The sequence below is a fragment of the Brachybacterium equifaecis genome, assembly GCF_023509525.1.
Taxonomy (GTDB): domain Bacteria; phylum Actinomycetota; class Actinomycetes; order Actinomycetales; family Dermabacteraceae; genus Brachybacterium; species Brachybacterium equifaecis.
The window spans coordinates 37,518-61,773 of the sequence record NZ_JAKNCJ010000011.1; the positions used below are offsets into that span (position 1 = coordinate 37,518).

General features: G+C 70.0%; 19 protein-coding genes and 1 CRISPR repeat array. Of the genes, 5 read left to right on the top strand and 14 right to left on the bottom strand.

Annotation, left to right across the window (positions count from 1 at the left end; all coding sequences use genetic code 11):
• Positions 1-133: 133 nt before the first annotated feature.
• From Bequi_RS13205 to Bequi_RS13215, 3 genes are read right to left on the bottom strand one after another with little or no spacing between them, the layout of a single operon-like run.
• Positions 134-1,819 (bottom strand): phospholipase D family protein, encoded by a 1,686-nt coding sequence (locus Bequi_RS13205; RefSeq protein WP_249738403.1) that lies wholly within the window; start codon positions 1,817-1,819, stop codon positions 134-136.
• A complete protein-coding gene (locus tag Bequi_RS13210) occupies positions 1,816-3,312 on the bottom strand; it encodes an APC family permease (protein ID WP_249738404.1) in 1,497 nt (498 codons plus the stop codon). Before Bequi_RS13210 ends, Bequi_RS13205 begins: the two co-directional genes overlap by 4 nt.
• A 33-nt stretch (positions 3,313-3,345) precedes the next feature.
• Positions 3,346-4,572, bottom strand: coding sequence for an MFS transporter (locus tag Bequi_RS13215; protein ID WP_249738405.1), 1,227 nt, complete (start codon positions 4,570-4,572; stop codon positions 3,346-3,348).
• A gap of 228 nt (positions 4,573-4,800) precedes the next feature.
• Between Bequi_RS13215 and Bequi_RS13220 the strand changes: the two genes are divergently transcribed.
• From Bequi_RS13220 to Bequi_RS13235, 4 genes are all read left to right on the top strand, one after another.
• Entirely contained in the window at positions 4,801-5,613 is an 813-nt protein-coding gene (locus Bequi_RS13220) for an IclR family transcriptional regulator (protein ID WP_249738406.1), read from the top strand.
• Between the two features lie 4 nt (positions 5,614-5,617).
• On the top strand, positions 5,618-6,043 hold the full coding sequence (locus Bequi_RS13225; protein ID WP_249738407.1) for a hypothetical protein: 426 nt from the start codon (positions 5,618-5,620) through the stop codon (positions 6,041-6,043).
• A 116-nt stretch (positions 6,044-6,159) separates the two neighbouring features.
• Positions 6,160-7,665 carry an APC family permease gene (locus Bequi_RS13230; RefSeq protein ID WP_249738408.1) on the top strand — a complete coding sequence of 502 codons (1,506 nt, stop codon included), beginning with the start codon at positions 6,160-6,162 and terminating at the stop codon, positions 7,663-7,665.
• 49 nt (positions 7,666-7,714) lie between these two features.
• Entirely contained in the window at positions 7,715-8,104 is a 390-nt protein-coding gene (locus Bequi_RS13235) for a universal stress protein (RefSeq protein WP_249738409.1), read from the top strand.
• Here the strand turns inward: Bequi_RS13235 and Bequi_RS13240 are convergent, their stop codons facing one another.
• The 8 genes from Bequi_RS13240 to nhaA form a co-directional block, all read right to left on the bottom strand.
• Positions 8,105-8,719, bottom strand: a complete 615-nt coding sequence (locus Bequi_RS13240) for a MarC family protein (protein WP_249738410.1) — start codon at positions 8,717-8,719, stop codon at positions 8,105-8,107.
• Positions 8,716-9,585, bottom strand: coding sequence for a Dyp-type peroxidase (locus Bequi_RS13245; protein WP_249738411.1), 870 nt, complete (start codon positions 9,583-9,585; stop codon positions 8,716-8,718). The genes Bequi_RS13240 and Bequi_RS13245 overlap by 4 nt, the downstream gene beginning before the upstream one ends.
• A gap of 120 nt (positions 9,586-9,705) precedes the next feature.
• Entirely contained in the window at positions 9,706-10,095 is a 390-nt protein-coding gene (locus Bequi_RS13250; protein WP_249738412.1) for a DUF6262 family protein, read from the bottom strand.
• The gene (locus Bequi_RS13255; RefSeq protein ID WP_249738413.1) at positions 10,095-11,330 is read right to left on the bottom strand and encodes a tyrosine-type recombinase/integrase; all 1,236 of its coding nucleotides are present in this window, start codon (positions 11,328-11,330) and stop codon (positions 10,095-10,097) included. Before Bequi_RS13255 ends, Bequi_RS13250 begins: the two co-directional genes overlap by 1 nt.
• Before the next feature lie 243 nt (positions 11,331-11,573).
• Entirely contained in the window at positions 11,574-12,683 is a 1,110-nt protein-coding gene (locus Bequi_RS13260) for a site-specific integrase (protein WP_249738414.1), read from the bottom strand.
• A 59-nt stretch (positions 12,684-12,742) separates the two neighbouring features.
• Complete coding sequence (locus Bequi_RS13265; protein WP_249738415.1) at positions 12,743-13,873, bottom strand: MFS transporter; 1,131 nt, start codon at positions 13,871-13,873, stop codon at positions 12,743-12,745.
• Positions 13,874-13,962: 89 nt separating this feature from the next.
• Positions 13,963-14,547, bottom strand: a complete 585-nt coding sequence (locus tag Bequi_RS13270; protein WP_249738416.1) for a TetR/AcrR family transcriptional regulator — start codon at positions 14,545-14,547, stop codon at positions 13,963-13,965.
• Positions 14,548-14,882: 335 nt separating this feature from the next.
• Positions 14,883-16,226 carry a Na+/H+ antiporter NhaA gene (gene nhaA / locus Bequi_RS13275; RefSeq protein ID WP_249738417.1) on the bottom strand — a complete coding sequence of 448 codons (1,344 nt, stop codon included), beginning with the start codon at positions 16,224-16,226 and terminating at the stop codon, positions 14,883-14,885.
• A 237-nt stretch (positions 16,227-16,463) separates the two neighbouring features.
• On the opposite strand from nhaA, the gene Bequi_RS13280 reads away from it, so the two are divergent.
• Positions 16,464-18,953: a glycogen/starch/alpha-glucan phosphorylase gene (locus Bequi_RS13280; RefSeq protein ID WP_430623126.1), complete on the top strand. Its 2,490-nt coding sequence runs from the start codon at positions 16,464-16,466 to the stop codon at positions 18,951-18,953.
• Positions 18,954-19,029: 76 nt separating this feature from the next.
• Here the strand turns inward: Bequi_RS13280 and Bequi_RS13285 are convergent, their stop codons facing one another.
• The 3 genes from Bequi_RS13285 to Bequi_RS13295 all read right to left on the bottom strand — a co-directional run bounded on the left by Bequi_RS13285 (position 19,030) and on the right by Bequi_RS13295 (position 22,727).
• Complete coding sequence (locus Bequi_RS13285; protein ID WP_249738418.1) at positions 19,030-20,475, bottom strand: sodium:proton antiporter; 1,446 nt, start codon at positions 20,473-20,475, stop codon at positions 19,030-19,032.
• Between the two features lie 126 nt (positions 20,476-20,601).
• Positions 20,602-21,870, bottom strand: coding sequence for a M20/M25/M40 family metallo-hydrolase (locus Bequi_RS13290; protein ID WP_249738419.1), 1,269 nt, complete (start codon positions 21,868-21,870; stop codon positions 20,602-20,604).
• Between the two features lie 77 nt (positions 21,871-21,947).
• Complete coding sequence (locus Bequi_RS13295) at positions 21,948-22,727, bottom strand: hypothetical protein (protein ID WP_249738420.1); 780 nt, start codon at positions 22,725-22,727, stop codon at positions 21,948-21,950.
• 246 nt (positions 22,728-22,973) lie between these two features.
• A CRISPR array of direct repeats spans positions 22,974-24,081; the repeat unit is 27 nt; unit sequence GGCTCATCCCCGCTGCGCGGGGAGCAC.
• Positions 24,082-24,256: the final 175 nt, after the last annotated feature.

Consider the following 24,256-nt stretch of genomic DNA (forward strand, 5'->3'; position numbering starts at 1 on the left):
GATGACCGACCAGACCGCGGGTGACGACGGCGCGGTCGGGACGAAGGAGGGCCGCAATCCCGACGCGCCTAAGAACAGACCTGCCTCAGAACTGCGCCGCCTCAGAACCGCCCCGCCTCAGAACAGCCCCACCTCAGAACCGCGCAGTGCCCCGCAGTGCGCGCGGCCGGCCGTCGGGGTCGCTCGCGAGGCGCTGGAGGAGGCGGCCGGTCATCCGGTCGCGGCGCACGAGCTCGGGCAGGCTGTAGGTGCGCAGCCTTCCCGCCGGTCGCGGGCCCGCCTTCCCGCCCGCATACCACGCGTCCAGGCGGGCCGCGCTCTCCCGGCACGCCGCGAACATCCCCGCCGGATCCACGAGGTCCGCATCATCGCCCGCGGCCCGGTCGAGGTGCTCGCGGGCGAGCTCCAGGCGCGCCTCGCGGGGGAAGCGCCGCGCCGGGTCCCCGTCGTGCCGCAGCGCGCGCGGCTCGCGCCCGTCCGCCTCGGGGTCGAGGATCGCGCAGGTCAGCTCCGAGTCGTAGGTCCAGGAGCGCAGATTGATGTTGTCGGATCCGACGGTCATCCACACGTCGTCGACGACGCTGAGCTTCGAGTGCACGTACACCGGCGTGCCTTCGTGGTTCTCGATGCCGTAGACGCCCACGCGATCTCCGCCCGCATCGTGCAGCAGCTCCAGCGCTTCCGCACGGGAGCCCATCCCGCTCGCGTTCGCGAGAGCCGTGTCGGCCGTGGTGTAGGTGGAGAGCACGATGACGAGCAGCAGCTCGGGCTGCGCGCGCAGCGCGGCCGCGAAGCAGTCGACCACCTCGCGGGACCACACGTACTGGTCCTCCAGGTAGATCATCCGGTGCGCGCGCCGCACCGCCTTGTCGTAGGCGCGGGCCACGGAGCGCTCGCCGTCGGGGGCGAAGGGGTAGCGGGGCCGGCGCCGGGGGAAGGTGCGCAGGATCTGCACGTCCAGGCTGTTCGCGCGCCCGCTCTCCTGCCGGGCCGACGGATCCGGGTCCGGCAGCTGCGGCGGCAGGGAATCCGGAGCGGCGTCGCCGCGGTGCAGCGGAGAGAGGAATCGGGAGACGGGCTCGAGCGTCGGCGGGGTGGGGTCCTCCCAGCGCTCGCGGAACGTCGCCTCCACGTCGCCGACGGCGGGACCGCGCACCTCGACCATCAGGTCGTGCCAGGCAGGGGTCTTCCCCCAGATCGCGCCCATGCCGACGGTCTGCGGGTCCCCGCGGTGCTCCGCGTCGTCGCGGCGCGTGTGGCACAGGTCGATCCCGCCGACGAACGCGGCATCGCGCTCCGGGGCGCCGGGATGGCGCAGCACCACGAACTTCTGGTGGTGGGAGCCGAGCGGCAGCACGCGTTGATCGAGGATGACCTGCCCGCCGGCGGCGCGGACGCCCTCGGCGATGGTCCGGTTCTCCTTCTCGGAGTAGTGCAGGGCGTCCAGGTGCGAGCGCCAGAAGAGTCCGCGCACGAGCACGCCGCGGCGGGCGGCGGAGGTCAGCATCTCGAGGATCGTCAGGCCGTCTTCGCCGAGCTGCTCGTCGGGGTCGCCCCGCCAGTCGGTGAACAGCAGCAGGTCCCCGGCGCGCTGCGCCTCGACGAGCTCCCGCAGCCGTGCGAAGTACTCGGCCCCGTGCACGTGGAGGGTCGCGCTGTTGCCGCCGGACCAGGCGGCGCCGCCGCGGCGGTGGGCCAGCCGGGTGAAGGGGTTGCCGCGCTCCTCGGTGCTGAGGAACCAGTCCGCGGCAGTCGATCCAGTCGGTCCAGCCGATCCAGCCGGTCCAGTCGCTGCGGTCTTCCCAGTCGTCGCCGTCATCGCAGTCCTTCCCGCACGCGCCGCCCCCGGGCGTATCCGATGAGGGCGATCGCGATGATGAAGGCGAGCGTACCCAGGGTGAGGCCCTCGAAGGCGAGGTACGGCACGCCCATCGCGGTGGAGAAGTCGTACGGCAGGCCGAGGAGGGTCTCCAGGGTGCCGGGCACGATCGAGACCCAGGATCCGAGCGCCACGAACGCGGTGGTCACGACCCCGAACAGCACGAACACGGCGTTCGGGCCGGGCACGCGGAAGGGGCGCGGGGCGTCCGGGAAGCGCAGGCGCAGGCGCACGGCCGCCGGGATGATGATCAGGTAGCTGAACAGGTACGTCGTGATCGCGACGGAGAGGACCACGTCGAACAGCGCGGCGCTCGAACCGGTGAGCTGCATGGCGGTGACCATGAAGACCGTCGAGATGATGCCCGAGAGCAGGTTGACGCGGATCGGTGTGCCGAGGGTGGGGTGGAAGCGCCCGAAGAAGCCGCCGAAGAAGGAGCCGTCGGCCGCGGCCATCGCCTGCATGCGGTCGGACGTGATCATCCATGCGGCGCCCTGGCCGACGTTCGCCAGCAGGAACAGCGCCACCGCGCCGGTCAGCGCGTAGGGAGCGAAGCCGCCGTAGACGGAGAACACGGTGGCCACGGCGGTGATCAGCCCGGAGACGCCGTCGATGTCCGACGGGGGGATGACCAGCAGGATCGTGAACACCGGCACCAGGTAGAGCACGCCGGCCATGGCGGAGGAGCGCAGCACGGAGAAGGCGACGTCGCGCTCGGCGTTCTTCATCTCGCCCGAAACGCTGGACCCGGATTCGAAGCCGAGGAAGGCGAACAGCAGCAGCGGAGTGAGGGTGATGAACCCGGCGGCCGTCGGCGAGAAGTCGCCGAGCGCGAGGGGTTGCAGGCCGTGCTGGAGCGCGTAGATCACGGCGGTGGCGATGAAGATCGCGAGGAAGGCGATCTTGCAGAATGCGCCGACGGTCGGGATCCACTTCGCGCGGCGCAGCGAGAGGATCGCGGCGAGGACCGTCAGCCAGATGAAGGCGCCCTTGAACAGGTAGTCCATGAGCGATCCGGGTGCGAAGTGCACGAGGTGCTCCCGGGCGGCCTCGGCGTTGAGGAACGCCATCGATCCGCCCACCCACACGGGCTGCGTGATCCAGGTGAAGGCCGAGGCGATCGCCGCGAGGGGCCGGCCGAACGCCTGGCGCACCCAGATGTACACGCCGCCCTCGCCGACGAACGCGGAGCCCGTCTCCGCGAAGATCAGCGCGTAGGGGATCAGGAACACGACGATCAGGAACACGAGCCAGGTGAATGTCTCGGGGCCCTGCGCGGAGACGGATCCCAGCATCTCGAGGCCGACGACCGCCGAGACCACCAGGAAGATGATGTCGAAGCGGCCGAGGGTGCGGTGCAGGACGCTGGTCTGCTGCTGGGCGAGCGCGGTGCTCGCTCCGTCGGGGGTGCTCTGGGTGCCGGTCTCCGGCATGGCGGTGCTCTTCTCGGGCGCGGGGAGGGACCCTCAGAGGGTACGCACGCTCCGTCCGCGGGCGAGGAGGAGTCCGCCGGTCAGCGCGATGACGACGGCGGCCCCCATGGCGACGAGGTATGCGGCGGCGGAGCCGGAGGAGCCCGCCAGGTAGCCGCCCGCGGTCGCGCCGATGGAGACGCCGACGGTGACGGCCGAGCCCATCGTGGTCATCGCCACGGCGGTGCCGCCGCGCTGGGTGCGGCGCTCGGCGAGAGTGAAGGCGGTGACCATCGTCGGCCCGATGAACAGGCCGATGACCAGCAGGATCGCCGCAGTCGCGGGGAGCGATCCCTGCACGGCGAGGGCGAGGGCGACGGCGAGGGCGCCCGCGCCGATGCCGAGCCCGCCGAGCAGCACGCGCGCGGCGAGGGCGACCCGCTCGGGGATCAGCACCGCGAGCAGCGCCGTGACGGCGGAGCCGATGCCGCCGACGGCGTAGATCAGCCCGGCGAGACCGGGGGATCCGAGCTCGGCGGCGCGCTCGGTGGTGCCGGTCTGGAGGGAGCCGAAGACGGTCCCGATGCAGATCATCGTGATGAGCGCCGGCAGGATCGCGAGGATGACCCGGCCGATGCGCGGGGCGGGCCCGGCGGACTGCGTCGCCGTGGCGCCGAGCGCCCGCGGGGCGGTCAGCGCGAAGGGGATCCCCGCGAGGAGGACGAGGGCGGCCGCGAGCATCATCGGGGCCGACGGGAAGGCGGCCGACGCGGCGATGCCGACGAGCGCAGGGCCCAGCACGAAGGTGATCTCGTCGACCGTGGACTCGTAGGAGAAGGCCGTGGAGAGCGTGCGGGGATCGTCGGTCCGCTCGATCCAGCGGGCGCGGGTGAAGGAGCCCACCGGCACGGTGCTCGCGCCGAGCCACAGGCACACGGCCCACAGCAGCGGCCCGTTCCAGGACTGCGCGAGCGCGAGCAGCATCGCGGCCATCGCGAGGAGGTTCAGCGGCGCGATGGTCAGGAGCACGCGGCGCTGCCCGGCGGAGTCGGCCCAGCGCCCGATGAGGGGTCCGCCGACGGCTCCGGCGATGGAGACCACGCCGGTCGCCGCGCCGCCGGAGGCGATGGATCCTGTGGAAGCGGTCACGCCTGTGAGCACGCCGAGGGGGATCATCGCGTAGGGGGCGCGGGCGCCGAGGGCGAGGGCGAGGGCGCCCGGGGTGGTGATGTTCAGGAGGGCGCCGTACTGCGCCAGGATGCCGGTGGAGGAAGAGGGCACGGGAAGCTTTCCGCAGGTGAGCCCGCAAGGGACCCCGGGCGCGGCACTCGGCGGCGCACGCGATCCGGCGGCGCGGGGCACGGGGGATCGGCGGGGTGCATGCGGGACTCGCGGGCCCTGGGCGGCGTCGGCGCGGTGCGCAGCGCACGCTCGGGCGGGCGAGCACGTTCGAGTCTAGGGGCGCGGCGGGCGCGCGCACGGGGCGGGCAGTGGCATCCTTGTCACACCATGGCAACTGAGATGCAGTCGCTCGATGAAGAGCGCACCTCCCGTCCCCCCAAGGCGCCCGCGGCCGATGCCACTCTGCGCGTTCTCACCTACCTGGCCTCGCAGCGCGGTCCGGTCGCGGCTGCGCGCGTGGCGGCCGACCTCGACCTGCCCCGCTCGACGACCTACGACCTCCTGGGCACGCTCGTCGCCCACGGCTATGCGCTCCATCTGCCGGCGGAGCGCCAGTACTCGCTGGGCCATGCGGCCTACGAGGTCGCCATCGGCTACATGCGCCACGCGCCGCTCGCGCGCGTGGGCCGCGTGGTGCTCGAGCGGATGGTCGACGCGATCGGCGAGTCCGGGCACCTCGTGGTGCTCCACGGCCGCGATGTGCTCTACATCGTCGAGGAGCGCGCCCGCGGTCGGGCGTCGCTCGTGACCGACCAGGGCGTGCGCCTGCCCGCGCACGTCACCGCGACGGGCCGCGCGATCCTGTCGGCCCTGCCGAGCTCGCAGCTGTGCAGCCTGTACGCGACGCCCGCCGACTTCGTGCAGCGCCGCGGGGGCACGGCCCCCTCCAATCCGGCGCAGCTGCGGGCCGTCATCGAGCAGACCCGCCGCGAGGGCTTCGCCCGCGAGGAGGGGGACGTGACCCCGGGCTTCCGCTCGGTCGCCGCCCCGGTGCTCGACCACGCCGACTGGCCGATCGCAGCCGTCGGGCTGACGTGGGAGGAGGGGCGCCTCAGCGAGGAGCGCGTCGCCGCCTGCGCCGAGGCCGTGCGTACCGCCGCCGCCGACATCGCCCGCGCGGCGACCGGGCGCGGGAGCTGAGGGCATGACCCTCCGGCAGCGACTGGTGCGGATGGCGGTCCTCGTCGTCGCCTGGGCGCTGCCGGTCGCCGGGCCGATGGCCGGCGTCCGGATCGTGCGGGCGCTGGTCGAGCAGCCCGCCCAGCGGTTGGTGAACATGTTCGGGCTGACGGACGTGGAGCATTCGGGGATGGTGTGGGGCCTGTTCGCGGGGCTGCTAGGGCTGATCGTGCTGCCGCTCGTCCTGCGGCAGGGGATCCTGTGGCTTCCGGTCGCGATCGGGGTCGCGGTCACGGTGATGGTCCTCATGGCAGTGCTCGCCCCGGACCTCGACCCGGACAACCCTCTCTTGGGGGTCATCAGCGTGAGCATCCTCTTCCTGCCGCCGCTCCTCGGATCGCTCGTGCCCCGGCCGCGACGGTGGCGGCGCCCGGCCCGCGCGGCCGCCTGATACTGTCCTTCCCACCCCTGCGACGGCGCACCGCAGCGTCACGCAGCCCCAGGCCCGCTCCGGGCCGACCGCGACCAGCCCCCGGGCGCGGCCCTCCTCATCCCGCAGGAGTCCCCATGTCCAGCACCCCCGGCGGATTCGCCGCCCAGACCGACGGCGCTGCCGACGGCCACCTCCGCACCGACGGCCCGATCGGCGGGGCCGACGGCTCCGGCGGCCACGGCAGCGAGCTCAAGCAGGCCATTACGCCGAAGCTGCTGCTCCTGTTCATCGTCGGCGACATCCTCGGCACCGGCGTCTACGCGCTCACCGGCAAGGTCGCCGGTCTCGTGGGCGGCGCCGGCTGGCTGCCGATCATCCTGGCGTTCGCGGTCGCGATGGTCACCGCGTTCAGCTACGTCGAGATGGTCACGAAGTATCCGCAGGCCGCGGGCGCCGCGCTGTACATCCACAAGGCGTTCGGCATCCACTTCCTGACCTTCATGGTCACCTTCGCGGTGCTGTCCTCGGGCATCACCTCCGCGTCGAACTCCGCGATCTTCCTCGCGGAGAACGTGCTGAAGATCTTCAACCTCGACGAGTCGATGGCGGAGGGCAGCATGAAGCTGACCTCCACGATCATCGCCCTCGCCTTCATCAGCCTCGTGGCCTGCGTGAACATGTGGGGCGTCTCGGAGTCGGTGAAGCTGAACGTGGGCCTGACCCTCATCGAGCTCTCCGGCCTCGCCCTCGTGCTCGTGATCGGCTTCCTCGCGATCGGCCGCGGCGACGCGGACTTCTCGCGCGTGATGATCTTCGAGACCCCGGAGGACAAGTCGATGTTCATGGCGATCATCGGCGCGACCGCCCTCGCGTTCTTCTCGATGGTCGGCTTCGAGGACTCGGTGAACATGGCCGAGGAGACCGTCGACCCGGTCAAGAACTTCCCGAAGATGCTGCTGGGCGGCCTGTCGATCACGGGCATCGTCTACGTGCTGGTCTCGATCACCGCGGTCGCCGTGGTGCCGATCGGCGAGCTGAAGGAGGCGAGCACCCCGCTGCTGTCCGTCGTGGAGCACGGCGCGCCGAACTTCCCGATCGACACGGTCTTCGCGATCATCTCCGTGTTCGCGGTCGCCAACACCGTCCTCATCAACATGATGATGGCCTCGCGACTGCTGTACGGCATGGCCAAGCAGGGCGTGCTGCCCGGGTTCCTCGGCGGCGTGCTGCGCAGCCGGCAGACGCCGCTCGCCGGCATCCTGTTCTCCACGCTGCTCGCCTTCGCACTGGTCATCATCGTGCGCACCGCGCTGCCGAAGGACGTCATCTCGGCGCTCGGCGGCACCACCGCCCTGCTGCTGCTGTCGGTGTTCGCGCTGGTGAACGTGGCCGTGCTGGTGCTGCGCAAGGACAAGGGCCAGGAAGGCCACTTCCGCACCCCGACCGTGCTCGCCGTCATCGGCGCGATCACGGCGGCGCTGCTGGTCACCCCGCTCGCCCAGCCGAAGGAGAACTACGCGATCGCCGCGGGCCTGCTGGGCGTGGGCCTCGCGCTCTACGTGATCACGTTCCTCTACAACGCCGCCATCAAGGGCCGCCGCACCCGCTTCCACGACCAGGATTCCATCGGCCGCGAGTGAGCGACCGCTGCGTTCCGTCCCCGTCACACCCCCGCTCCGAGGAGAACCGATGAAGATCCTGCTCGCCTACGTCCCCAGCGCCACCGCCGAGGCGGCCCTCGAGTACGCGCTCGCCGAGGCGGAGGCGAAGGACGCCTCCCTGCTCGTGCTCGCCTCCGAGGCGGCCCTGGACCCCGCCAAGGGCGCCGCCGTCGCAGGCGGACGGCCGCTCGAGGACCGCCTGGAGGAGAGCGGTCTGGAGATCGAGCTGCGCACCGTGCCGCGGCGCGATGATCCGGCCGACGACATCCTCGACACCGTGGAGAACGAGGACATCGACCTGGTGGTGCTCGGCATCCGCAAGCGCACCCCGATCGGGAAGATGCTGCTGGGCTCCACGAGCCAGCGCGTCATCATGGAGGCGCCCTGCCCCGTGGTGTGCGTGAAGCCGCAGCGCTGATCAGAACCCTGCGGCCTTCGCGCCGGTGACGATGAGCTCGACGCCGATGGCGAGGATGAAGAAGCCCATCACGCGGGTGAGGGCACCTATGCCGGAGGGCCCCATCTTCTCGACCAGCGGCGGTCCCCAGCGCAGCAGCACGCCCAGGAGGGCGCTGAACACGGCGATTCCGGCGACGACGCCGATCGTCGGCAGGAGGTGAGGCGCCCGGGATTGCAGGGCGATCATCGCCGCCATCGCTCCCGGGCCTGCGATGAGCGGCAGCGCCATCGGCGTGAAGGAGATGTCGGTCTTCGCCGCTGCATGGCCCTGTTCGTCTGCGCTGAGCTTGGGGGTCGCCGTGAGCATCTGGAACCCGGAGTGGCCGACGACCAGGCCGCCGGCGATCTGCAGCACGGGGATGGAGAGCCCGAGGAAGTGCAGCACGAAGGTGCCCAGCACAGCGCTGAGCGCGAGGATCGCGAAGACGTTGATCGCCGTCTTCACGGCCTGCGACTTCGCCTGCTGAGGGGACATCCCGCCGCTGAGCGCGGTGAAGGCGGCCAGGCCCCCGATCGGGTTGGCGATCGGGATCAGTGCCGCGAAGGCGGCGAGGGCGGCGGACCACAGCGTCATGCGCGAGGCTCCGATGCGCTCGCCAGCTCCTCGAGCCCCGCGAGGAGCTCGCGCGAGGGCACGAAGTACAGCCCGCCCGTGACGGCGCGGGAGAAGTCGAGGATGCGGTCGTATCCGCTGCCCTCGTGCCCGTGGTACATGCGGTCCAGCATCGTCAGGATCACCGCGGGATCCTTCGCGTAGCCGATGGAGTAGGTGCCGAACTCCTTCTCGCCGAACCGGCCGAAGGGCATGTTGTCGCGCAGGATGTCCTGCTCGGCGCCGTGCTCGTCGGTGACGGTGTTCAGCGAGACGTGCGAGTTCGGCGCCTTCTTCTCGTCGGGGATCTCGACGTCATCGAGCTTGCGGCGGCCGATGATCCGCTCCTGCTCCTCGACGCTCAGCGCCTCCCAGGCGGCGAGATCGTGGAGGTACTTCTGGACGACCACGTAGCTCGATCCCGCGTAGTGCGGGTCCTGCACGGCGGTGATGAGGACGGCGCGGCGGGCGTCGTCGTCCTGCGGGTTCGCGGTGCCGTCGACGAAGCCGAGCAGGTCGCGGTTGTCCCAGTACTTGAAGGCGTGGACCTCGTCGGCCACCTCGACGCGGTCGCCGAGCTGGTCCATGAGGATCCGCACCAGCTCGAAGCACTGGTCGGGCTGCGCGGCGCGCAGGTGCAGCAGGATGTCGCCGGGCGTGGCCGGGGCGGAGTGCACGGTGCCGCGCGCGCCCGGGAAGTCCCTCAGGCCACGGGGGCGGGGTGCGCTGGGCATCATCCGGTCCCACAGCTGCGCGCCGATCCCGGCGACGACCAGCAGATCCGCGCCGGGGGCCCGGAAGGAGACCGACTTCGCGAGGTCGTCGAGGCCGGAGAGCACGCCGCGCACGGCCGTTATCTGGAGTCCGGTCAGAAGTGGCCATGACGTCCAGCACGAGGCTCAGCGGATCGGAGGTCTTCCTTGTGGACGTAGTTATCTTCGGCCGTTCATCAAGGGGCTTGGCCCCAGTCACCGTGCCGTGGTCGATGTCCGTAGTCGTCCGAGGGCGTGTTCCAGTTGTTTCCGGAGTCGCTGGTTCTCGGTGGTGAGGTCGCGGACGCGCGCGTTGGCGACTTCCAGGCGGCGTAGCAGGGAGACGTCGGTGGAGCGTTGGGACGCGGGCAGCGGTGCGCCGGCCGTGCCCTGCTGGAGGCTGCGGAGCTGTCGGATTTCGGCGCAGATGTCGGGCTGGGTGTAGAGCCAGGACCGCGAGACCTGCGCCTTCTGGGCGATGATCTGAAAGGTAACCGGACCGCCCTCGCGGTCGAGGTCGCGAAGAGCCTGGGTGGCTTTGGCGCGCGTGGTCTCGTGACGCCGCTGGGCGGCGGCGATCAGGTGATGGCTGTTATCGGCATGCATCAGGTACTTGCCTCGCCGTCTTGGTCGTCCTCCAACGAGGTGATGATCTGATCGAGGTTTCCCAGGACCTGCTGATTCATCTCGATCAACCGCTGCTGACCGCGGGCTTCGGCAGCAGTGATGATCTGCACGACCTGTTGACGATGCTGGCGGTGCTCGGGCAGGAACTCGGAGGTGGTGATGAACATTGGGCAGCTCAGGCACGCGTTCGCGTGCGGGCAGGACTGCTGGACCGGCAGTCCGCAGAAGCCGTTGGGCAGGGCCTGGGTGGCCCGTCCGACGCGCTGCTTGGCCCAGGCCGCCTCGGCCAAGGGTCCGTCCGGGTCGAGGGTGACGGTCTCGCCCTTGATGTTGACCTTCCGTGCGGCTTCCCAGTGCCGACGGATCGTGGTGTCACTGAGGCGGGCGTAGTGGGCGGTCATGACGTGGGAGTCGTGGTCGAGAATCCGTCGGACCACTTCTTGGGGGACGTCTCGGTTGATCAGTCTCGTGCCCAGGGTGTGGCGGAAGCTGTGCGGGACGACGCGAACGGGTTGGCCGTGCTCGTCACGGACGTCGCAGCGCTTGAGCCAACGGTGCAGGGCCTTGCGGTAGACCCCGTCACCGACCGACTCGCGGCCGTCGTCGTTGTCCGTGACTCGCGGGAAGAGCACCGGCTCCCCACCCGGCCACCGCTCGTGCACACGGCGACGCTGCGCAGCGATGGCATCGGCGAGGTCGGCGTCGATGGGTACGAGGGCCTCGCGTTTCATCTTATGGTTGAGGTAGCGCAGGTAGGGAGCTCCCTCGCCGTCGTAGACGATGCAGTCGGTCGGCAGACGGACGGTGTCGGTGATGCGCAGCCCGCAGCCCATCAGGATCAGCGTGATCAGCTCGTAGACGGCGTTGTTCCACTTGGCGAGGTTGTCCGGGTTCTCCAACTGAGCCATCACGGTTTCGCTCAGCGCGCGCGGTTGCCGGATGGCCTCCTTGGGGAAGTCCTCGCTGAAGAACATCACCGTCGAAGGCAGGGAATCGTCCCAGCCGTGCTGCCGGATGGTGGTGAAGAACAGGTTCAGCTGGCCGATCAGCATACGGTGCTTCACGGTGCCCGAGAACCGGGCGTGCAGGTGCGCGAGGTAGCGCTCCAACACCTCCCTGTCCAGGTCTGCCAGCCCCTGGACGGAGGGTGCCACGTCCGCGAGGAACTGCCCGAAGTGCGCGATCGCCCGCGTGCCCGAGGAGACGCTGACCACCCCGAGGCCCGAGGCCCGTGGCCAGGCGCCAGCGGGCCCAGCGTTTGGCCAAGGCTTTGAGCCAGGGCTGCGGGATGTCCTCGAAGGTGATCCGGGCCAGCCGTCTGTCCTTGATGCCGAGTTCACGCAGCCGCCAGACGTCCTTGCCGTACTCAGCGTCCCAGCCGCCGGCCTGACCGGGTGTCCGGCGCCGCTCGCGCCCCGTCCTCGACGGTTGTTCGGGCACCAGCGGGCTCGGCGCACTCACAGTCGCACCTCTCGGCCGGTGAACCAACCCGCTTCCTCCAGGACCTTGCGGGCGTCCTCGGCGCTCAGGTGCCCGTAGACAGTGGCGGTGGTGGTGATGTCGGCGTGGCCGAGGAGCTTGGAGACCACCTCGATCGGCACACCGTCGCGCAGCATCCGCGTCGCAGCGGTGTGGCGGTACCAGTGCGGGTCGAAGTCGATCCCGCTGCGCCGCCGCAGACGCTTGACCAGGTCGTAGACGGCCGCGTAGGTCAGCGGGTGACCGTGGGGTCGGCCCCAGAGGTTGACGAAGACGTAGTCGGATTCCAGGTCGCCGTACTCCAGGTGAAGGTAGTCGGCGTAGAGCCGGACCAGCTCCGCGCTGACCGGCACCGTCCGCGGGCTGCGTGACTTGGTTCGGGCACCGTTGTCATTGAACCGTGGGCGGACCGTGACCTGGGACTCGGCAGCGGAGATGTCCTCATGCCGCAGCCCCAGCGCCTCTCCGATCCGCATCCCGGCGTCGAAGAGCACCGCGAAGAGAAACCGGTCGCGCAGATGGTCACAGGCATCGAGGATCGTCTGCACCTCGGTGGCGGTGAGCACGCGCGGGAGCTTGCGCTGCGCGCTCAGCACGATGGCGCGCCGCGGCTGCGGTTTGCCCTTGCTGATGTGGTGCAAGAACGGCTTCCAGCCTGCGCCATGGCCTCCGGCCGGATGCCACGTCCCCAGCAGCTCCCCGAGGTCGACACCGTGGCGCACGGCGTGCTGATAGAACGCGCTGAGCGCGGAGAGTTTCCGGTTGACCGTGGACTCAGTGCAGTGATGCTCCACCGACGGCAGGACCGGGATCGTCCCGTCGCGCAGCTGCGGCGGTCGGCGCAGCCAGGCGACGAACTCGGCGACGTTCTCCAGCCGCACCTCACGCCAGTTCAGGCCTTGGACGCCGAGGAACACGAACCAGTCCTTCAGATCGTGGGCGTAGGCCTTGACCGTGTTCGGCGACCGCTCGATCTGGGTCAAGTACGCCAGATAGCGCTCGATCGGAGCCACAGGGGCACCGTCATCGCCCAGCACAGTCCACGACTCCACGGCATCGACCGAGGAGAGCACACGCTGGACGAGCATCGGATCATTCCTCAGCTCGGATAGGACCGGCCTGCACGTGATCGATTCGGCTTGCGTGCTCAGGCATCCATCCCCTCCTGGCGGTTAGCCGGTGCGGTAGCGGGCAGTCGGATCAGAGATGCCGCGCCGAGCAGGGCCAGGACGATGGCGGCGATGATCATCGCGGTGGTGAAACCCACCTGCTGGACACCAAAGCCCGTGAGCAACGGCCCGCCGGCAAGGCCTGCGGCGTAGGCCAGGTTGTACAGCGAGTAGGACCCGCCCAGAGTTGGCGGCGCGGAGCGGAAGCCTTGTTCGCCGATCATGGTCGTCGCCGGTGCCAGCAGCAGAGCCGAGGAGACTCCGAGCAGGATCATGCCGATGCTGGTCTGCCATAGCACGCCTGCGAACCCGATCACGATGAGGGCAGCGGCGACGGCGATGACACCGGCACCGATAAGGAGCCGAGGCGACGCGGTGCTCACGTAACGCCCCACGATGGGGTTGGCGATGATCGCTGCCAGGGCCGCCAGAGCGAAGAGCAATCCGATCGTCAACGAGCTTGCTCCCAGATGCACAGGTAACACCGGCTCGACGCCGGAGAGAACAGCGGCACCGACCGCGACAGCGATCACGATCGAGAGCGACCCCGGGACGCGCAGTACAGCAAGGGGCCCACCGATGTCGTCGGTGACCCGGGGCGAGCCCTTGACCAGGACGATGCGCAGCACCCCGTCGAGCAGGGCGATGCCAGCGGCGAAGAGGAACGGGGCTGCGGTACCGAAGCGCTCGACGAGGAAGCCCGCCAGAGGCGGCCCCAGCAACACGCCCAGAGTGAGTGAGGAGATGGCGATACCCATGGCCTGTCCTCGCTTGTCGAAGCTGGTGGTCGCAGCGATCAGTGACAGCGCCGCCACCCAGGACATGCCTCCGGCGATGCCTTGGGCGATCCGGGCCACCAGCAGCAGCCAATACGGGCCGCCCGTGGCGAACAGCAGTGTCGCCGCGGCCAGACCAACCAGACCGATCAGCAGCGGGGTCTTGGGTCCGTGCTGGTCGACGATGCGCCCGGCGAACAAGGTGGCGATGATCATTGCCACCGCGTAGGAGGAGAACAGCACTCCGGTGGCTGCCGGCCCGGCTTCGACCACCGCGGGCAGCAGCGGCAGGACGGGCACGGCAAGGCCGTGGACGAGCATGTCGGTGAACACCGCTGCTGACCCAACGATCAGTGCCCGGGTAGGAGTGGTACCTCGCGCGAGCGAGGCAGAGTTGCGCGTAGTCATGTGCGTACGACTTTCTAGGAGAGCAGTCCCTTGACCAGCGCCGCGATCGCGGCGTCGAGGTGTTCGGGTTGCGGAAGGTCATTGGGTCGGGTCACCGCGGCCAAGGTGAACCCTTGAATGAGCACCAGCACCAGGCCTGCGACTGTCTCCGGCGGCACCGGCAATGCGGCGTGGCCACGGAGGGAGACGGCGATCTGATCGCGCCACTCGTCCAGTGCCTCGTGCTTGCGGCTGCTGTCATCGAGCGCTTGCGGAGCGACCAGGACTGTGGTGGAGGCCAGCGCACGGAAGCGCTCATCGCTGCGCAGCAGCGTCACGAAATCACGCAGAAGGGCGTTCAGCCGGTGCTCGGCAGTGGACAGCGCGGCCTCTTGGGCGAACAGCCGGTTCCCGTACTCTGACCAGCCCCATTCCAGGGCTTCGGTCAGCAGCTCGGACTTACTTCGGAAGTGATGGTGCACAGCGCCGCGCGTGACGCCGGCACGTTCAGCGACGCGCTCGAACGTGGCTCCTCGCCACCCCTTCTCTTCGAAGGACATCAACGCCGCCTCCAGCAGCGCCACACGGGTCTTCGCCGCGTCCTCGGCCGATCGCTTCATACATACACGCTAACACGTATGTAACCGGCGTCCACCCCCGCGAAGATGAACTCTTCACCGACACACTCGTCGTAGACACCGTCCGTGACACATAACCGAAGATCACGTCATGCTGCGGGCCTTACGACTCCAGATAAGGACCGCTTCCGCGCCGGGAGCGACCGTCAGCGTCATGAACAGGGCGGTGCGGGCGGGCGGGGCGACGATGGCCTGAGCGGGCACGGGAGCCTCCTGGCGGCGGGGTGCGGCGGGTGCGGCAGTGCAACGGTGGGGCGCCGACGGCGCGGTGCCGGCGCGGTGCGTCCAGCCTAGTTCGCGGGCCCTCGCTCGAGCCCCTAGCGCGAGGCGCCCTCCCGCTCGAGCCGCGCGTAGCGGCGGTTCCGCGGGGCGAGCAGCGCGGCGCCGGCGATCGCGGCGAGCACGGAGGCGGTCAGCACGCCGACCTTCGCCCAGTCCTGCATCGGGTCGCCGGTGGCGAAGCTGAGCTCGGCGATGAGCAGGGAGACGGTGAAGCCGATGCCCGCGAGGGCCGACATCCCCAGCATGTCGGCCCACTTCAGCGAGGGATCCAGGCCGACGCCCGGGATGCGGGTGACCAGGAACGTCGCGCCGAGGATGCCGAGGATCTTTCCGAGCACGAGGCCGATGATCACGCCGAGCGCGACGGTCGACTGCCACGCCTCGAGCAGTCCGCTGATCCCGCCCACGGCCACTCCTGCGCTGAAGAACGCGAACACAGGCACCGCGATGCCGGAGGAGATCGGGCCGAAGCGGTGCACGAACTGCTCGGCCAGGGGATCGGGGTGGCCGGCATCGGTGCGCGAGACCGTCGGCACGAGGAACGCGAGCACCACGCCCGCGATCGTGGCGTGCACGCCCGAGTTGTAGAACAGCGCCCAGGTGATCGCGCCGAGCGGCAGCAGCACGAGCCACGCGGCCCAGGCGCGGCGCTTCATCAGGCGCTCCGCGCGGCGGGCGACGAGCGCGTAGAGGGCGATCGGGATCAGGGCGAGCGCGAGGTAGCCGAGGCGGAGGTCGGTCGCGTAGAAGATCGCGATGATGAGGATCGCGATGAGGTCGTCGACGATCGCGAGGGTGAGCAGGAAGGTGCGCACCGCGACCGGCAGCTTCGGGGCGAACAGGCCCAGCAGCGCTACCGCGAAGGCGATGTCGGTCGCGGCGGGGATCGCCCAGCCGCCCAGCGCCCCGGCGGGGCCGGCGAGGTTCACCAGGGCGTAGATCAGGGCGGGCACGGCGACGCCGCCCGCAGCTGCGACGACCGGCACGAGGGCCTTGCGGGGATCGCGCAGGGCGCCCTGGGTGATCTCCTGCTTGAGCTCGAGGCCGACGATGAAGAAGAAGATCGCGAGCAGGCCGTCGGCCGCCCAGTGGCCGATGCTCATGCGCAGGTGGAGCGAGCCGAGATCGAACCCGAGGTAGGTGTCGCGCACCCCGAAGTAGGCACCCGCGAGCGGGGAGTTCGCGAAGACGAGAGCGAGGGCGGCGGCGGCCACGAGGATCAGTCCGCTCGTGGTCTCCTTCGTGACGAGGCGCTCGAGGCGGGTGTGCTCGCGGTGGGCGCTGGGGCCTGTGTCCTCGATGTGGACCTCGGACCAGCCCGGAGCGGTCGACCAGCCGGAGGTCTCGCCGTCGGGGTGCGGTTCGGGCGTTCGAGTCACGGGGGGCCTCCTGGCCGTCGGGGCGTGGCGGGTCTCACCACTGTACGCAGGGGGGCCGACGGGGGCCGTCGGCCCTGCTGGGAAGCGTGATCTTCGCCCTGCCGGCGACGGAGGCGGAAACAGCGGGCATTCTGGACGCGCTGAGGCCGGGATGCCGGATAGGCTCGCCTCAGGCGCGGGCACCGGCCGTCCTGGCCCTCCCGCGCGCGTCGTACGACCCGCGAACAGAGGAACATCATGCCCCTGGATCTGACCCAGACCGTTGCCCCCGCAGTGCGCGCCACCTCCGGCCGCCCTGCGAAGCTGTCCACTCCCTACGAGGTCTGGCAGGGACTGTCCTTGGCCGTCGTCGAGCGCGTCGCCGGACGCTGGGAGCGCACGCAGCAGGCCTACACCGCAGGCCGGATGGAGCACTACTTCTCCGCCGAGTTCCTGATGGGCCGCGCGCTGCTGAACAACCTCTCGAACCTCGGCCTGGTCGACGAGGCCAAGGGCGCCCTGAACGCCTTCGGCCAGGACCTCTCCACCGTGCTCGAGCAGGAGCCCGACGCGGCCCTCGGCAACGGCGGCCTCGGCCGCCTGGCCGCCTGCTTCCTGGACTCCTGCGCGACGCTGGACCTCCCGGTCGCCGGTTACGGCATCCTCTACCGCTACGGCCTGTTCAAGCAGCTGTTCGACAATGGCTTCCAGACCGAGCACCCCGATTCCTGGATGGAGGAGGGCTACCCCTTCATCATCCGCCGCGAGCAGGAGCAGCGCCGGGTCACGTTCGCCGACATGGACGTGCGGGCGGTGCCCTACGACATGCCGATCACCGGCTACGGCACGCAGAACGTGAACACGCTGCGCCTGTGGAAGGCCGAGCCGATCGAGGAGTTCGACTACGACGCGTTCAACTCGCAGCGCTTCACCGATGCGATCACCGAGCGCGAGCGCGTCATGGACATCTCGCGCGTGCTCTACCCGAACGACACCACGTTCGAGGGCAAGGTGCTGCGCGTGCGCCAGCAGTACTTCTTCGTCTCCGCCTCGCTGCAGGCGATCGTGGACACGTACGTCGCGAAGCACGGGGGCGACCTCACCGGCTTCGCCGAGTTCAACGCGGTGCAGCTGAACGACACCCACCCGGTGCTCGCGATCCCCGAGCTCATGCGCCTGCTGATGGACCAGCACGGACTGGGCTGGGAGGAGGCCTGGACCGTCGTCTCGAAAACGTTCGCGTACACGAACCACACGGTGCTCTCCGAGGCGCTCGAGAAGTGGGAGATGACGATCTTCGATCGGCTCTTCCCGCGCATCGCCGAGATCGTGCGCGAGATCGACCGCCGCTTCCGCCTGGACATGGCCGAGCGCGGCCTCGACCAGGGCACCATCGAGTACATGGCGCCGGTCTCCGGCAACACGGTGCGCATGGCGTGGATCGCCTGCTACGCCGCGTACTCGATCAACGGCGTCGCGGCCCTGCACACCGAGATCATCAAGCGCGAGACCCTCGGCGAGTGGCACGCGATCTGGCCCGAGAAGTTCAACAACAAGACCAACGGCGTGACCCCGCGTCGCTGGCTCAAGCAGTGCAACCCGCGCCTGTCGGACCTGCTCGACGAGGTCACCGGCTCCGACGCCTGGGTCACCGACCTCTCGGTGCTCTCCGACTACGCCGACAAGGCCGACGACCGCGTGCTCGAGAAGCTCGCCGAGATCAAGACCGCGAACAAGCAGGACTTCGCCGCCTGGATCCTCGAGCGCGAGGGCGTCGAGATCGACCCCGAGGCGATCTTCGACGTGCAGATCAAGCGCCTGCACGAGTACAAGCGCCAGCTGCTGAACGCGCTGTACGTGCTGGACCTGTACTTCCGCCTCAAGGACGATCCCGCCCTCGAGGTTCCGAAGCGCGTCTTCATCTTCGGTGCGAAGGCAGCCCCCGGCTACTACCGCGCGAAGGGCATCATCAAGCTGATCAACACGATCGGCGAGCTGGTGAACAACGACGAGGACATCGACGGCCGCATCAAGGTCGTCTTCGTGCACAACTACAACGTCTCGCCCGCGGAGCACATCATCCCCGCGGCCGACGTCTCCGAGCAGATCTCGACCGCCGGCAAGGAGGCCTCGGGCACCTCGAACATGAAGTTCATGATGAACGGCGCGCTGACGCTGGGCACCCTGGACGGCGCGAACGTCGAGATCCTGGACTCAGTGGGCGAGGAGAACGCCTACATCTTCGGCGCCACCGAGGACGAGCTGCCCGCGCTGCGCGCGACGTACAGCCCCGTGCACGTCTACGAGACCGTTCCCGGCCTCAAGCGCGTGCTCGACGCCCTCACCGACGGCACCCTGGACGACAACGGCTCCGGCTGGTTCCACGACCTGCGCTGGTCCCTGCTGAACGCCAGCCATGAGCCGGCCGACGTCTACTACGTGCTCGGCGACTTCGCCGCGTACCGCGAGACGAAGGACCAGATGGCGCTGGACTACGCCGACCAGAAGTCCTGGCAGAAGAAGGCCTGGGTGAACATCGCCGAGTCCGGCCGCTTCTCCTCGGACCGCACGATCCGCGACTACGCGGACGAGGTCTGGAAGCTGGAGGCCACGCCGATCTCGCTCCCGGAGACCGCAGGCGAGAAGGCCGCCGAGGCCGCTGAGGCGGCGAAGGAGACCGCCAAGGAGGCTGTCGCCGCCGTCGGCGAGGCCGTCGCCAAGGCGACCGGCAAGCGGGCCAAGGCCTGATCAGAGCCTGCTGAGCTGAGAACGCCGCCTCGCCCCGGAAGGGGTGCGGCGGCGTTGTCGTGTGCGGGGAAGGCCCTCAGACCTTCTCGATCGCCCCGGCCGGGCGGGTGCGGGCGACGTCGGGGTCGAGCTTGGAGCCGATGGGGCCGGGGTGGCGCAGGGCGATCCACAGGGAGCGTCCGAGGATCAGCGCCGCGAGCGCCCAGCCCAGGATGTTCGCCCAGGCGGGCTGCGCGATGAACACGAGCACCATCGCGGCGATCGTCGGCACCAGGTACATGAAGGCACGCTGCACGTAGCCGCCGAAGCTCGGCATCTCCACGCCCTGGGATTCGGCCACCGACTTCACCATGAAGTTCGGGCCGTTGCCGATGTAGGTGATCGCCCCGCACAGCACGGCGCCCAGCGAGATCGCCACGAGGTAGAGCTCGGGCACGTCGGCGACGCGCGGGCCGCTGTTCAGCTGCGTGGCCATCTCGAAGAACGTCGCGTACGTGGGGGCGTTGTCGAGCACCGAGGAGAGGCCGCCGGTGAAGACGAACAGGGTGATCTCGTTCAGCGGCAGCGAGGGGGCGAGGTTCCGCAGCACCGCGAGCGCGGGGATCATCGTGAGGAAGATGCCGATGAACAGCGCGGCGACCTCCTTGATCGGGCCGAACTCGAAGGAGTTGTCGCCGTAGCGGACCTGCTTGTCGCCGAGCAGCAGCGAGGCCAGCGCCGCGCCGACCATCACGATCTCGCGCCAGGGGATCAGGTCTTGGGCGTGCGCGTGGCCGGAGGTGAGCGCGTGGGCGTCGATCGAGGGCAGCTTCGCGACGGCGAAGATGATGACGGCGAACCAGATCAGGTTGCTCGCGCCCACCAGGCGCAGCGGGGTCACGTTCGTGCGGTCGGTGAGGACGTCCTCCGGGGACTCGTGCGCGATGATCCGGCGGTCGAGCGCCCAGTAGATGACCAGGAGTAGGGCGTTGACGAACAGCCACATCGGGAACAGGTTCATCGTCCAGAAGAAGGGGACGCCGCGCAGCATCCCGAGGAACAGCGGCGGGTCGCCGAGCGGTGTCAGCAGACCGCCGCAGTTCGCGACGATGAAGATCGCGAAGACGACCGTGTGCGCCTTGTGGCGCCGCTCGGCGTTCGTGTTCAGCAGCGGCCGGATCAGCAGCATCGCCGCGCCCGTGGTGCCGATGAAGCTCGCCAGCAGCCCGCCCACGGCGAGGAAGAGCGTATTCGTGCGCGGAGTCGCGGCGATGTCGCCGCGCAGGAAGATCCCGCCGGAGACCACGAACAGCGCGAACAGCAGCGCGATGAACTGCCCGTACTCCACCAGCGCGTGCACCAGCAGGTCGCTGCGCCCTGCGAGGAGCACCCCGATCGCGACCGGCACGCCGAGCAGCAGCGCGTAGAGCAGCTGGTTGCGGGGCTTCTCCCAGTAGTGGGAGAGGGCCGGCACGAGCGGCGCGATGGCGATGGCAGCGAGCATCAGCGCGAAGGGGATGACGGACCAGGCGGGGAAGGTCATGACGGCTCCGGGGGCGGGGAGGGGCGGGCTGGGAGCGCGCGCGCCTCCTCGGCCCTCGAGGTTTTGGGCAGGATACGCCTGATGGGGGCGGGGCGGGCGTGGGTGGCCACGCCCGCCGGAGGCGGATCAGGCCGAGACGGCCCCGATCACGTTGCGCAGGAAGTCCTCGCAGCGCTCGAGCTGCTCGAGCGCGACGAACTCGTCGGCCCCGTGGGCCTGGCCGATGTCGCCGGGGCCGACGACGACGGCCGCCATGCCCGCGTGCTCGTAGATCCCGGACTCGGTGCCGTAGGTGACCTTCTCCTCCGAGCGGTCCGCGCCCAGCAGCTGCGCGGCGCGAGCGGCGTGGCCGTCGGCCTCCCCATCCAGGCCGTACAGCAGAGAGACGACCTCGAGGGTCGCGCCGACGTTCTTCGCGGCGGTGGTGTCTGCCGGATCCTCGGGAACGGCGGCCTTCATCGCGGCGTCGATCTCCTCGACCTTCGATGCGATGCGGTCCACGATGGGCTGCACCTCGACCTGGGGGAGGGCGCGGAACTCGAGCTCGAGGTGCGTGCTCATGGGCACGGTGTTCACGGCGATGCCGCCGTCCAGGCGGTTCACGCCGCCCGTGGACCAGGCGACGGGGTAGGCCTCATCGAAGGGGCCGTCGGCGCGGAAGCCGTCGATGATCTCGGTGTGGAACCACTCGGTGAACTCCGCGGCGTAGCGGATCGTGTTCAGCCCCCGGGGCAGGAGGCTCGAGTGGGCGGCGATGCCGCGGAAGTCCACGTGCAGCACGTTCATCGACTTGTGGGCGGGGACCGCGCGCATCGACGTCGGCTCGCCGACGAAGGCGACCGCCGGGCGGATGCCCAGCTCCTCGAGCTGGCCGACGAGATCGCGGGCGCCGTTGCAGGTGGTCTCCTCCTCCCAGGTCGCGGCGATGACCACGGGTTGCGTGCGCTTCGCGGCGGCGATCTCGGGGGCGAGCGCCGTCGCGATCGCGAGGTAGGACTTCATGTCGGCGGTGCCGCGGCCGTAGAGGCGGCCATCCCGCTCCGTCGGCGTGAACGGATCGGTGGTCCACTCCTGCCCGGTGACGGGCACGCAGTCCAGATGCCCGGCGAGCAGCACGCCGCGGCGGGAGGGATCCTCGGGATCGGTGAACAGACCCGGGCCTGCGGCGGAGAGATCGTGCGCGGGGGCGGCCGCGGAGTCGCCGGCATTCGCGGGGAAGACGGCGACGAGGTTCGCGTTCTTCCCATCACCGCGGGGGAGCACGTGCACCTGCGCGCCCGCCTCCTCGAGGAGGGGCTGGAGCAGCTCGACGGCGGGGAGGTTCCCGGAGTCCGAGGTGGTGTCCAGGGCGATGAGCTGCTCGAGAAGGGCGCGGGGGCTGGGAGTCGACGTCATGCCCTCCACAGTACGGGGACGGGGCGGAGGAATCACGGCGAACCGTGCTCCTCCGCCCCGTTCATGGGGAGGGCGGATCAGCCCTCGGAAGCCATCGCGATGCTGTCGATGTACCAGGAGCCGTTGCCGGCCTTGGTCAGGATGAACACCGTGGTGGCGTCGAAATCGGGGGAGGAGACGTCGAGCTTGCCGTCGGGACGCTCCGTCGCATCGAAGATGTCGGGGGTGATGGCCGAGCGGATCGAGCCCGCATCAGCGGGGACATCGGTGATGGACTCCTTCATCGCGTCCACGCAGGTCGACCAGAAGGCGCTGCTCGAGTCCAGGGGACCGGCGTTGCTCGCGGGGTCGAGCACGAAGGTGCAGGCCTTCTCGGGATCCTGATCCAGCAGGGCGTGCAGGTAGCCGACGGTCGACTCCTTCGCCGACTGCTGATCAGCGGCGGTGACGGTGCCGGAGGCGGCGGGATCGCTGCTCGCGGGAGCGCTCGAGGATGCGTCCGACGTCGCGGGATCGGAAGGAGCCTCGCTCGACGGCGCCTCACTGGTGGTGACCGGCTCGGCCGAGGGGGTGGGGTCGCTGTCCGAGCCGCCCAGGAGTCCGCCGAGCCCGATCACGGCGACGAGGATGCCGATCAGCAGCAGGCAGCCGCAGCCGCCGAGAGCAGCGAACAGCGGCCAGCGCTTCTTCGGGGCAGGAGCCGCCGGGGTGGAACCCGAGCCGTACGGCGACTGCGGGGCGGAGCCGAAGGACGACTGCGAGGCGGAGCTGTAGGGCGACTGCGGCGCGCCGCTCGGATCGGAGGGCCCGGGCGTACCGGCACCGGGGTACTGAGGCGGCTGGGGAGGCTGGGACATGGCAGGGATTCCTTTGCGGCGGATCGGGTGAGGCGAGCGGCGGACCGGGTGCGGGGAGAAGGCGATGCGCGCCGGACCCCCCGCGCGGCGCCTGCGCATGCTTAAACGTACTTCAGGAACGGGGGTTTTGGGTGCGGTGGGTCACGGGGGCTCAGACGAGGCCGGTTTTGAGCAGCCGAGGAGTCAGGCGGAGTTGCGTTGTGCGACGAGCACGCCGGTGCCGCCGCTGGCGACTCGACCTTCATCGGTTAATCCCCGCTACGCGGGGAGCACCGGGGGACGCCGCGGGGGCCTCGGATGCCGAGGTGGCTCATCCCCGCTGCGCGGGGAGCACAAGAAGATCGAGCCGCATGACCCCGCCGAGCTGGGCTCATCCCCGCTGCGCGGGGAGCACCTCTACGAGAACGCGCTTGTGCCGCTCGCCGGGGGCTCATCCCCGCTGCGCGGGGAGCACCCGTAGCCGATGCGGAGGCGCTTCGCGGGTGCGGGCTCATCCCCGCTGCGCGGGGAGCACCGGCCAGGAAGGAGCACCATGACCACGACGATCGGGCTCATCCCCGCTGCGCGGGGAGCACGCCGAGACCGCCGGGCCGCGCAACGCCCGCATGGGCTCATCCCCGCTGCGCGGGGAGCACGCGACCACACTCATGGTCGGCGAGCTCGACTCCGGCTCATCCCCGCTGCGCGGGGAGCACTGCCACAGCGGCATCGCCGCCGACGTCACGATCGGCTCATCCCCGCTGCGCGGGGAGCACGAGCTCATGCCCGCCGGGACGCAACCCGTCGTAGGCTCATCCCCGCTGCGCGGGGAGCACCCGTTCCCGTTCGCGCTCCCGTTGTCGTTGGTGGGCTCATCCCCGCTGCGCGGGGAGCACGCGTCGTACCAGGCGGCATCCGTGAGGAGCTGAGGCTCATCCCCGCTGCGCGGGGAGCACTGACGTGGCCTGCTGACCTGCCGACGGGCACGAGGCTCATCCCCGCTGCGCGGGGAGCACGTGGGCGATCGCATCGCATACCAGGGCAAGACGGGCTCATCCCCGCTGCGCGGGGAGCACGACACGGAGCAGGCGATCGCCAACATGTACGGCGGCTCATCCCCGCTGCGCGGGGAGCACGGCATTCCTCAAGGCTGCGGCTGAGGGGGTGGGGCTCATCCCCGCTGCGCGGGGAGCACAGGGGCGGTGGGCTCGGTCATGGGGTCTCCTCCGGCTCATCCCCGCTGCGCGGGGAGCACGGCCTCGCATGCTTGATCCTCATGCTCTGCGTCGGCTCATCCCCGCTGCGCGGGGAGCACCAGCGGGCAAGTTCGACCTTCCGGTAGCGCTTGGGCTCATCCCCGCTGCGCGGGGAGCACCACCGACGTCTCGTCGTGGCTGGTACGCGATGACGGCTCATCCCCGCTGCGCAGTTGAGTCCCGCATAGTGGTGTAGCGCGGTGGCCGCAGTGATCGTCTCTGACGAGGACGCGGCCACCGCGTGATCCTTCGAGTCAACCTTCCACAGAATCCTCGAACGGAGTCATCACGATG

What these genes read in the sequence shown, in the direction of transcription:
- Bequi_RS13205 (WP_249738403.1), bottom strand. Translation starts at nt 1,819, where the DNA reads ATGACGGCGACGACTGGGAAGACCGCAGCGACTGGACCGGCTGGATCG.
- Bequi_RS13210 (WP_249738404.1), bottom strand. Translation starts at nt 3,312, where the DNA reads ATGCCGGAGACCGGCACCCAGAGCACCCCCGACGGAGCGAGCACCGCG.
- Bequi_RS13220 (WP_249738406.1), top strand. Translation starts at nt 4,801, where the DNA reads ATGGCAACTGAGATGCAGTCGCTCGATGAAGAGCGCACCTCCCGTCCC.
- Bequi_RS13225 (WP_249738407.1), top strand. Translation starts at nt 5,618, where the DNA reads ATGACCCTCCGGCAGCGACTGGTGCGGATGGCGGTCCTCGTCGTCGCC.
- Bequi_RS13230 (WP_249738408.1), top strand. Translation starts at nt 6,160, where the DNA reads ATGTCCAGCACCCCCGGCGGATTCGCCGCCCAGACCGACGGCGCTGCC.
- Bequi_RS13235 (WP_249738409.1), top strand. Translation starts at nt 7,715, where the DNA reads ATGAAGATCCTGCTCGCCTACGTCCCCAGCGCCACCGCCGAGGCGGCC.
- Bequi_RS13240 (WP_249738410.1), bottom strand. Translation starts at nt 8,719, where the DNA reads ATGACGCTGTGGTCCGCCGCCCTCGCCGCCTTCGCGGCACTGATCCCG.
- Bequi_RS13250 (WP_249738412.1), bottom strand. Translation starts at nt 10,095, where the DNA reads ATGCATGCCGATAACAGCCATCACCTGATCGCCGCCGCCCAGCGGCGT.
- Bequi_RS13260 (WP_249738414.1), bottom strand. Translation starts at nt 12,683, where the DNA reads ATGCTCGTCCAGCGTGTGCTCTCCTCGGTCGATGCCGTGGAGTCGTGG.
- Bequi_RS13270 (WP_249738416.1), bottom strand. Translation starts at nt 14,547, where the DNA reads ATGAAGCGATCGGCCGAGGACGCGGCGAAGACCCGTGTGGCGCTGCTG.
- Bequi_RS13280 (WP_430623126.1), top strand. Translation starts at nt 16,464, where the DNA reads ATGCCCCTGGATCTGACCCAGACCGTTGCCCCCGCAGTGCGCGCCACC.
- Bequi_RS13285 (WP_249738418.1), bottom strand. Translation starts at nt 20,475, where the DNA reads ATGACCTTCCCCGCCTGGTCCGTCATCCCCTTCGCGCTGATGCTCGCT.
- Bequi_RS13290 (WP_249738419.1), bottom strand. Translation starts at nt 21,870, where the DNA reads ATGACGTCGACTCCCAGCCCCCGCGCCCTTCTCGAGCAGCTCATCGCC.
- Bequi_RS13295 (WP_249738420.1), bottom strand. Translation starts at nt 22,727, where the DNA reads ATGTCCCAGCCTCCCCAGCCGCCTCAGTACCCCGGTGCCGGTACGCCC.